Here is a 9,072-nt window from a genome sequence, read left to right on the forward strand (position 1 = left end):
CCCGGCTATCGCGCCGGGGACGCGGCGGGCGCGGGCTCGTTGGCCGGGCCCACGTAGCGGATGCTGCCGCCCTCCACCCTGTGCTGGAAGTGGATGTTGCCCTTGACCTGCCGGCGGTCGTCGAAGGTGTACTCCTTGGTCAGGCCGCGGAAGGTGCCCTGGGCGAGCGCGGTCAGCAGGTCGGCGCGGTTCGGACGGCTGCCGCTCGCCGCGGCGGTGACGAGCCTGTCGATGACCAGACGGGTCGCGTCGAAGGCCTCCGCGGTCCAGATCGCGGGGGCCGATCCGTACGCCGCCCGGTGCGCGCGGGCCACCTCCGCGACCTCGGGGGCTTCGGGGCCCGTGTAGGGCGTGAAGAACTGCCAGCCCTCGGCGGCCGGGCCCGCGGCGGCGAGGAACTCCGGGCCGGCGATGGTGTAGTCGGCTGCCCTGGGCCCCTTGAAGCCGGCGGCCGCCAGCAGGCCGGCCGCCTTGGCCCCGCCGGCCGGGGTGCCCGTGTAGAAGAGGCCGTCGACGCCGTGCGCGAGCAGGTCGGCGACCACCGGGGCCAGGTCCTGGGTGCCGCGCGGGACGACGCGCACGTAGAAGGTGGCCTCGGGCGCGAAGTAGGCGATGGTGCGGCCCACCAGCAGGGCAGCCTGCCAGGTGTCGGTGTCGCCGTCCCGGTCGCTGAGGATGCCCATCCGGCGGACGCCCTGTTTTCCGGCCAGTTGGAGGTTGACCGCGGCGGCCTGGGCCGAGGAGATCGGGCAGCTCTGGAAGAAGCTGCGCCGGTCGGTGACGCTGAAGGTGGTCGCCAGGGCCGAGACGGTGACCAGCGGTACGGAGTTCTCTCCGTAGAGTTCGAGGCACGGGATCACGGACGCGTTGCCGGTGGGACCGATCACCGCGAACAGGTCGCGGTCGGCCATGAGTTCACCGGCCGCGGCCGGTGAACGGTCGGCCCGCCCGGCGTCGTCCGCGGTGGCGACGGCGAGGGTGAAGGGCTTGTCCTTGCGGGAGTTGAAGGCGTCGACGGCCAGCCGCACCCCGCGTTCCTGGGCCTGACCTGCGGCCTTCTGGGGGCCCGAGAGGTCGGCGTGCACGCCGATCACCCAACGCCGTGGGGCGGGCGCGGCCGCGTTGCGGTCCTTGCCGTCCTCGCGCAGCGCCAGCCACGCGGCCAGGCCGCCGCCGGCCGCGAGCACGGCACCGCCGGAGGCGAGGGCGAGAAAACGCCTGCGGGAGGGCTCGGCCGTGCCGGGCGGCGGGGCGGCGTCCGGGTCGGCGACGGTCTCCTCGATGCCGGGCAGGGCGAGCAGCGCGGCGGCGCGCTCGGCGATGGCGGCGACGACCGGGTCGGGCAGCCAGTCGGTGCCCTCGCCCGGTGTGTCCTCGGTCAGCGCCTCGTCCAGCTCGTTCGCGGTGGGGCGGATGTCGGGGTGCTTGGCGAGGCAGGTGCGCAGCAGGGCGGTGAGTTCGGGGTCGGCGAGGATCTCCGGGCCGAACTCGGGCTCGTCGTGGACGGTCCGGTAGAGCACCGCGTCCACGGTCCCCGTGCCGAAGGGCAGGCGGCCGGTGGCGCCGTACGCGAGGAGGCAGCCGAGCGAGAAGACGTCGCCGGCCGGTTCGGCGGGGCGGCCCTCGGCCTGCTCGGGCGGGAGGAAGCCGGGGGTGCCGAGGACGGCGTCGGCGGAGGTCAGGGCGGTGTGCTCGCCGCCGCGCGCGATCCCGAAGTCGATCAGCCGCGGCCGGTCCATGCCGAGCAGCACGTTGCCGGGTTTGACGTCGCGGTGTACGAGGCCCTGCGCGTGCATCACCCCAAGGGCCTTGGCCAGGGCCTTGCCGAGGATCCGTACGGCGCGCAGTGGGAGGGGGCCGTGGGCGGTGACGGCCTCGGCCAGCGAGGGGCCGGCGACGAAGGCGGTGGCCAGCCACGGCTCGGGCGCGTCCGGGTCGGCGCCGGTGATCCGGACGGCCCACGGGCTGTCCACCTCCGCGGCGATCTCGGCCTCGCGGCGGAAACGGGCCCGGAAGTCCGCCTCGTCGGCGTACTCCGCGCGGATCACCTTGACGGCGGCGAGCGCGCCGTCGTCGGTGCGGCCGAGGTAGACCACGCCCATGCCGCCGGCGCCGAGCCGGCCGAGGAGGCGGTACCCGGCGATCCGGGAGGGGTCCGGCGGAAGGAGCGGCTCCATCAGCCCGTCTCCTTTCCGAGCTCCTGCTTGGCCTGCAGCATCATCCGGCTGGTGGCCTGGGCGGCGAGCCCGTTCATGGCCTCGTCGGTGAAGCCCGCGGCGCCCTTGCCAGCGATGGCCACGGTGACCGGGCCGAACTGGGCCTGGGACCAGGTGTAGCGGTAGGGCCCGCCGTCCTGCGCGCTGACGTATTCGCCGGTCTCGGAGAAGGCGTCCTCGGTCCACCCGTTCGCCTGCTCGCCGAGGTAGAAGGAGCCGCCCCACAGGTTCTTGAGCTCCTCGCCCTCCCGCAGCTTCTGGCCCGGGCAGCGCAGCACCTCTTCCATGGCGCGGGCGGTCTCCCAGCCGGATTCCTGGCGGTTGTGGTGGACGGTGACCGTGGCGTTGAGCCGTACGCGGCCGCGTCCGTTCCCGGCCGGGATGTGGAAGTACCGGGTGCTCGTGGCGAGCACGTCGGCCGGCAGGCCCGCGGTCTGCCAGACGCAGTCCTCGTCGAGGACGGGCCAGCGGCCGGGATCGCTCTCGAACGGGGTGCTGCGCACGACTTCGGGGCCGAAGGCCGCCTCGGTGATGACGATCCGGCCGAGCAGGGCGCGGGCCTCGGCGACCGTCTTCGGCTGCTTGGACTCGTCCAGTGGGGGCACGAGGGGGTTGGCCGGGCCGCTGGGCGTGGCGGCGGGTGTGCTCGCGCCGGAGCCGCCCGGGGCAGGGCCGCCCGGGGCGGGCGACGCGGCCGGGGTGCGGCCCGCGGCGTCAGTGGTCGCCGCACCGCTCTTCGCCGTGCCGTCGGCCGTACACCCGACGAGTAGAAACAAGCCCGCTGCCGCGCACCCGTAGGCGCGCAGCGCGGAGCGCCGTCTGCGTGTCACTGATCCCCCCACGGCAGGGATCGTACCCCTCCGTGGCGGCGCGCAACTGGCCTACGGAAAAGCGATGTTGGGGGGTTTGGGCGCGATCGGCTCAGCGGGAGCCGAGGGTCCAGGCGGATTCGTGGCGGGTGAAGCCGATGTGCGGGTAGTAGCCGACCGCCGCGGGGGCGGAGAGCAGGACCACCTTCGCCTGGGGCGCCGCCTCCTGCGTGACCCGGATGAGGTCGCGGCCCACACCCTTGCCCTGGTAGGCGGCGTCGACGGCCAGGTCGCTGAGGTAGGTGGAGTACACGCCGTCGGTGAGGGAGCGCGCGATGCCGATGAGAGCGCCGTCCTCCGCGCGGGCGACGACGACGAGGTTGGCACCGGCCAGCATCCGGGCGAACCGCTCCACATCGGCGACGGGGCGGCGCTCGGCGAGGGTGGAGGCGCGGTAGAGGCCGATGACCTCCTTGACGTCCAGCTCGGCGCCGACGACACGTTCACAGGTCCACATACCGCTGCCACTCCCTGCATGTAATAGGCACTATTCAATATCGATTATTACATGGCGGGGGTGGCGGAACACAAACCGGTGGACCGGTATGTGAGGCGCGGGAGGCGGGCAGGATGCAAGGGCGTCCGTCCACGGAAGGAGCCCTGTGCTCACTCACGTCCTCGCCTGGTTCCGACGACTCCTGCAACCTTTCACCGGCACCACGGCGCGTGGCACCGGCCCGGCGAGCGGCGGGGCCCCGCTCTTCACCGCGGACTTCGGGTCGGCCGCCCAGTGGGTCGCCGGCCGCTCCTGGGCGTATCCGGACGGCGGCCCCACCAACCCCGGTGACAACAAGCTCGATCACCTGGTGTCGGACCCGTCCTACAGCCGCACCGGCACCTTCCGGGCCGTCCGCCGCCCGGACGGCGACTGGAACGCGGGCCTGCTGACCACCGAGGGCAGCGACGAGGGGTTCACGGTGCGGACCGGGGACGTACTGGAGTCGCGGGTGCGGCTGCCCGTCGAGGCCGGGGCCTGGCCGGCGATCTGGACCTGGCGGGACGGCGGCAACGAGGTCGACGTCTTCGAGTACCACCCGGACAACCCCGACCTGCTGGAGCTCTCCAACCACGTCAAGGGCGGCTCCCGCTACCACCGGGACGCATCGGTCGCTCCCGGCGGCTGGGTGGACCTGAAGGTCGAGTTCGGGGCGCGTTCGGTCGTGTGGTGGGTCAACGGCACGCGGGTGTACGCCGACCGGCGCGGGGTGGGGCGCAACTGGAGGGCGTACCTGATCGTCAATCTCTCGGTGTGCGCCGGGCGTTACCACCCGGCGCCCGACCCGGACGTCTCCGAGATGTCGTACGAGGTCGCGTACCTGCGCGTCCACCGCCCCTAGCTCGTGGCGGAGGCGGAGGCGGCGCAGCTCTCGTGGCCCCAGCGGCTCCCGTTCTTGGCGATCATGTCGCCGACGGCGTAGGGCTTCCCGCAGGGGCAGCTCCCGGGGAACTTCGCCTTGATGGACCGGGACGCACGGCCGGGCGCGGCGCCCTCGGCCGTCCGCTTCCGCGCCGTGCCCGTCTTCTGGCGCGCGGGCGCGGCCGGGGCCGGTACCGGGAGGTCCGCGTGTCCGAGGGCGGTGCCGGCGGCTTCCTGCGTGCGGGCCGCGTCGCTGGCGGCCTGGTCGGCGATCGCGTTCAGCAGGTCGCCGTCCTCGCGGTGCGCCGGAACGTAGACGAAGGTCACGTCACGATCGGCGAGCAGCAGGTCGATCTGTTCGACGAGTCCGCGGTTGGCGACCGGCTGGCCGGAGGAGGTCTTCCACCCGTTGCGCTTCCAGCCCGGAAGCCACTGCGTCACGGCCTTCATCGCGTACTGGGAGTCCATCCGCACCTCGACGGCCGTCCCGGGGGCGACCGCCTCGAGCAGCCGCTGGAGGGCGGTCAGCTCGCCGATGTTGTTGGTGGCCCGGCCGAGCGGCCCGGCCTCCCAACGCTCGGGGCGTCCCTGGGAGTCGGCGATGACCCAGCCCCAGCCGGCCGGCCCGGGATTACCTTTCGCCGCTCCGTCACAGGCGGCAATGATGCGTTCAGACATCCCCCGATCATGCCTCATCCGCCGAGGTGGTGAGCGGTCGGCTCGGGAGCACCTCCTTGGCGGCCGGGCGGGAGCCCGCGTAGCAGAGCCGGTAGACGTCGGCCTGATCGAGGACGCTGCCGTTCGAGCGTTAGTACGCGCACACGGTGCCGGCGGGCGCGGGCACCGCCTTGACGGCCTCCGGCACGTACCGGAACTCGCGGTCCGGAAGGAGGTGCGCGAGCTCGGCCCGCTCCTGGCCGGGCCGCAGGGCCGCGAACTCCGCCGGGCGCAGCACGCAGGCGGTCAGCTGGTGGGCCACGTACGCGGCGGAGCCGAGGAGGAGCGGCCCGAGTGCGGCCGGGGCCGCGAGGGCGACGGCGGACCGGAGCCTGGTGCGGCGCAGGGCGTCGCCGAGCCGGCGCGCCGACTCCGCACCGGTCTCCTCCTCCGGGGGCACTCCGGCGGCTTCCGGCCGCAGGGGGCCGAGCCGTTGGTACATGCCGAGCGAGAAGGCGCCGGCGCGCCGGCGGGCCACCTTGGCCAGGCCCACCGTTTCCAGGACCTCGTCGACGCGGCGGACGGGGATGCCGTTGCTGCGGGCCTGTGCGATCAGGTGGCCGCGCGCGGAGCGGGCCGGGTGGAGGCTTTCGCGTCGAGGAGCGCTCCGACCTCGCGGACCGGATGGCGCATCGAGGCGTACGGCCTGCCGTCGATGACCGCAGGTCGGCGATCCCCGGCCCTGCTTTCGTCGGCGGTCCCCCGCCGAACGGCATCAATTTCGGCATGGAGGATCCTGATTGAATCAGCCGTGTATACGTCATACACTCTCGCTTATGTCATATACAACATCGGGTCCGGCCTGCTTACCGCTGCGAAGGTTCACCGGAATCAGCGGCGTGGCGTTCACGCTCCTCCAGGTCATCGAGGTGCCGCTCTACTTCGTCCATGACGGGGCACCACCGGACTCCAACGTGCTGACGCGCATCCTCCTCAGCCTGGTCGTCCTCGTCCTGTTCCTCGGCTTCGTCACCGGGGTTCGCGAGCTGGTCCGCCGGGCGGACCCGGCCTGCGGCTGGGTCGCGGATCTCGCCCACGGCGCGGCACTGGCCTACATCGCGGTCACGTTCGTCGCACACTCCCTGCAGGCCGGGGAGGTCATCGCCGCCGACGAGCCGCTCGATCCCACCATCACCGCCGAGGGCTCCTACCTCCTGTACGGCTCCATCGGTCGCATCCTCACCGCGGTCTTCCTGGTGGCCGCCGGGTATGCGGCGGTTCGCTCGGGACTGCTGTCCCGGTGGGCCGCCCGGTCGGCGTACGTCATCGCCCTGATCAATCTCGCGTTCGTCCCGTCGCTCTATTTCGGCAACGACACCGGACGGTTCCTCAGCGCCAACGGCTGGGGCACCACGGCCACCATCGCGAGCCTCTACGCCTACTGGGTCCTCGCGTTCGGCATCGCACTGCTCCGGCACCACAACGCCCGCCGCTATGCTGGGCGACCGGGACCGACCTCGGAGAATCGGCGGTAGAAGTGTCAGCGGACAAGAGCGCGGCGGCCACCTTCCGGCTCCTGTGGGAGACGAAGGAGAGCGCTCGGTCCTCTCTCAGCGTCGGCGGCATCGTCGAGGCCGCCATCGCGCTGGCCGACGCCGAGGGCCTGGGCGCGGTCTCGATGCAACGGGTGGCCGGCGAGCTCGGCTACACCGCGATGGCCCTGTACCGGCACGTCCCCGGGAAAGACCAGCTGGTCGCCCTGATGGCCGACCGCGCGCAGGGCGACCCTCCGGCGGATTCGGGGAAGGAGTGGCGCACCGAGATCCTGAACTGGGCCGATGCGGCCTGGGACTTCTACCTCGCCCACCCCTGGATGCTGCGCGTGGCCACCACCGGGGCCCCGACCGGCCCGAACGAACTGGCCTGGTTCGAGGCTCTGCTGCGGTCCCTGGCCCGGTCCGGCCTCGCCGCCGAAAACCTGGTCGCGACCGCCATGTTCATCTCCAGCGCCGTCCGCGACCTGGCCCGGATCGCCACCGAGATCGTCCCGTCCGGCTCCGACTACGGAAACCTCCTCGCCCAGGTCGTCCGGCCCGACCAGTTCCCCACCCTGGCGTCCCTGATGACCTCGGGCGCCGTGGAGGACGACGGGGACGTCCGGCCCGCCCTCGACTTCGGCCTCGGTCTCGTCCTCGACGGCCTCGAGACCCACACGTCCTGACGCCGACAACCTCAGTAGTCTGCGCCGGTGGTCCACGTGCTGGTGGCAGACGACGAGGCGACGGTCCGGGCGGGCGTACGCGCGATGGCGAGGGATCCGGGGATCGAGGTCGTCGCCTAGGCGGCCGACGGGCACGAGGCCGTCGACGCGGTGCGCAGGATCCGGCCGGCGGTGGCCCTGCTCGGCATCCGGATGCCCCGGCTCGACGGGATCTCGGCCGCGGCCCGGATCCACGACGAGCCGCCCGGCACGGCGGTGATCATGCTGACGGCCATCGGCGAGGACGAGTTCATCGGCCGGGCCCTCGCGAGGGGGCGAGCGGCTTCCTGCTCAAGGCGGACGACTCGCGGGAGCTGCTGACGGGCGTGCACGCGGTGGCCGCGGGCGGCGCGTACCTCTCACCGAAGGTCGCGGCCCGGGTCATCGCGGTGCGCACCGGGCGGGCCCGGACCGGCCGGCGGGCAGCGTCCCGCCCCGCCTGAGCCGGACCGGACCCGTCAGGACCCGTCCGGCGAGGTGACGACGGCGGATCTGATCTCGTCGGCCAGCGCCCGGGCCGCGGTGTCCGCCGCGCCGGCCACGAGGCGGGTCCGGGTGAGGCAGAAGGCGAGGCCTCGCCCGGGGTCGGCGAAGGCGATGCTGCCGCCGCTGCCGTGGTGTCCGAAGGCCGTGCGGTCGCCGGCCATCGCGGGCAGGCCGAGGAAGTAGCCGAGCCCCTTGGCGTACCTGCCGAGGAGCATCAGGTCCTTGCCCTCGACGGCCACGGCCGCGGCCAGCGCCACGCGTTCCGCGGACAGCAGCCGTACGCCGTCGACCCCACCCGACAGCGCGGCGTACAGCCGGGCGGCGGCCCGCGCGGTCGTGGTGCCGCACGCGGGCAGGTCGGCGAGCAGGTACGCCCGGCGGTTGGCGAGCTCGGCGACGGTCCACACGGCGCGGTTCGGGACGACGTACCGGCGGAACGGCGCGGAGGGCGCAAGGGTCTCCAGCCAGGCCGCCCAGTTGCCCTCCACGAGCGGTGCCGTACGGGCGAGTTCGCTCTCGGGCAGGCCGAAGAAGAGTTCGTCGGCCGCGCCCAGCGGCTCGGTCACGTAGGTGCGCAGGGCCTCGGCCGGGGTGAGGCCGGTGATCCGGCGCACGGTCTCGCCCAGGATCCAGCCGAAGGTCCAGCCGTGGTACCCGCTCGCGGAGCCCGGCTCCCACAGCGGTTCCTGTGCCGCGACGACCGCGCACATGGTGTCCCAGTCGCACAGTTCCTCGAGCGTGATGGCGGCGGGGAGCTGCGGTACCCCGATGGTGTGCGTCAGGGCGTGGCGTACGGTGGCCCGCTCCTTGCCGTGCGCCCCGAACTCGGGCCAGTAGTGGGCGATGGGGGTGTCGTACGCGATCAGCCCGCGCTCGGCGAGCACGTGCACCAGGGTCGCGGTGAAGCCCTTGCCCGTCGAGAAGCTGTGGATCAGCGTGTCGGGTCCGAGCCGGCGGCCACCGGGATGGTCGGCCCAGCCCGCATGCGCGTCGACGATCGGCTCGCCGTCGAGGTAGGCCGCCACCTGGAGGCCGCTCTCCCGGCCGGAGTCCACCAGCTCTTCGAGCATCCCGCCGACGCGCGCCTGGACGTCGGCGCTCACCCTGCGATTCACCCGTGCATCATGCACCAGGGGGGGGGGGGGGGGGGGGGGGGGGGGGGGGGGGGGGGGGGGGGGGGGGGGGGGGGGGGGGGGGGGGGGGGGGGGGGGGGGGTGGGGGGGAAAA

Annotated in this window: 8 protein-coding genes and 2 pseudogenes; 4 read left to right on the plus strand and 6 right to left on the minus strand. The window is 73.4% G+C overall.

The window, feature by feature from the left end; all coding sequences use genetic code 11:
* Positions 1 to 5: 5 nt before the first annotated feature.
* The 3 genes from ACZ4VT_RS22605 to ACZ4VT_RS22615 all read right to left on the minus strand — a co-directional run bounded on the left by ACZ4VT_RS22605 (position 6) and on the right by ACZ4VT_RS22615 (position 3,542).
* Positions 6 to 2,177 carry a bifunctional serine/threonine-protein kinase/ABC transporter substrate-binding protein gene (locus tag ACZ4VT_RS22605; protein WP_467952101.1) on the minus strand — a complete coding sequence of 724 codons (2,172 nt, stop codon included), beginning with the start codon at positions 2,175 to 2,177 and terminating at the stop codon, positions 6 to 8.
* Entirely contained in the window at positions 2,177 to 3,046 is an 870-nt protein-coding gene (locus ACZ4VT_RS22610) for a hypothetical protein (protein WP_467952103.1), read from the minus strand. Before ACZ4VT_RS22610 ends, ACZ4VT_RS22605 begins: the two co-directional genes overlap by 1 nt.
* A gap of 91 nt (positions 3,047 to 3,137) precedes the next feature.
* The gene (locus ACZ4VT_RS22615) at positions 3,138 to 3,542 is read right to left on the minus strand and encodes a GNAT family N-acetyltransferase (protein WP_467952105.1); all 405 of its coding nucleotides are present in this window, start codon (positions 3,540 to 3,542) and stop codon (positions 3,138 to 3,140) included.
* Between the two features lie 181 nt (positions 3,543 to 3,723).
* On the opposite strand from ACZ4VT_RS22615, the gene ACZ4VT_RS22620 reads away from it, so the two are divergent.
* On the plus strand, positions 3,724 to 4,422 hold the full coding sequence (locus ACZ4VT_RS22620; protein ID WP_467952200.1) for a LamG domain-containing protein: 699 nt from the start codon (positions 3,724 to 3,726) through the stop codon (positions 4,420 to 4,422).
* Here ACZ4VT_RS22620 and ACZ4VT_RS22625 read toward each other — a convergent pair.
* Together ACZ4VT_RS22625 and ACZ4VT_RS22630 are read right to left on the minus strand one after the other, a co-directional pair.
* Entirely contained in the window at positions 4,419 to 5,120 is a 702-nt protein-coding gene (locus tag ACZ4VT_RS22625) for a ribonuclease H family protein (protein WP_467952106.1), read from the minus strand. The genes ACZ4VT_RS22620 and ACZ4VT_RS22625 overlap by 4 nt on opposite strands.
* A 463-nt stretch (positions 5,121 to 5,583) precedes the next feature.
* Positions 5,584 to 5,822: pseudogene (locus tag ACZ4VT_RS22630) on the minus strand (P-loop NTPase family protein); the annotation flags it as partial.
* A 176-nt stretch (positions 5,823 to 5,998) separates the two neighbouring features.
* Here ACZ4VT_RS22630 and ACZ4VT_RS22635 point away from each other — a divergent pair.
* The 3 genes and pseudogenes from ACZ4VT_RS22635 to ACZ4VT_RS22645 form a co-directional block, all read left to right on the plus strand.
* On the plus strand, positions 5,999 to 6,634 hold the full coding sequence (locus tag ACZ4VT_RS22635; protein ID WP_467952107.1) for a hypothetical protein: 636 nt from the start codon (positions 5,999 to 6,001) through the stop codon (positions 6,632 to 6,634).
* Between the two features lie 2 nt (positions 6,635 to 6,636).
* A complete protein-coding gene (locus tag ACZ4VT_RS22640) occupies positions 6,637 to 7,320 on the plus strand; it encodes a TetR/AcrR family transcriptional regulator (protein WP_467952109.1) in 684 nt (227 codons plus the stop codon).
* Positions 7,321 to 7,404: 84 nt separating this feature from the next.
* Positions 7,405 to 7,793 (plus strand): annotated as a pseudogene (locus ACZ4VT_RS22645) (response regulator); the annotation flags it as partial.
* A gap of 24 nt (positions 7,794 to 7,817) precedes the next feature.
* Here ACZ4VT_RS22645 and ACZ4VT_RS22650 read toward each other — a convergent pair.
* On the minus strand, positions 7,818 to 8,960 hold the full coding sequence (locus tag ACZ4VT_RS22650; RefSeq protein ID WP_467952110.1) for a serine hydrolase domain-containing protein: 1,143 nt from the start codon (positions 8,958 to 8,960) through the stop codon (positions 7,818 to 7,820).
* Positions 8,961 to 9,072 lie beyond the last annotated feature (112 nt).

The sequence above is a fragment of the Streptomyces sp. NPDC029164 genome, assembly GCF_055563995.1.

What these genes read in the sequence shown, in the direction of transcription:
- ACZ4VT_RS22605 (WP_467952101.1), bottom strand. Translation starts at nt 2,177, where the DNA reads ATGGAGCCGCTCCTTCCGCCGGACCCCTCCCGGATCGCCGGGTACCGC.
- ACZ4VT_RS22625 (WP_467952106.1), bottom strand. Translation starts at nt 5,120, where the DNA reads ATGTCTGAACGCATCATTGCCGCCTGTGACGGAGCGGCGAAAGGTAAT.
- ACZ4VT_RS22615 (WP_467952105.1), bottom strand. Translation starts at nt 3,542, where the DNA reads ATGTGGACCTGTGAACGTGTCGTCGGCGCCGAGCTGGACGTCAAGGAG.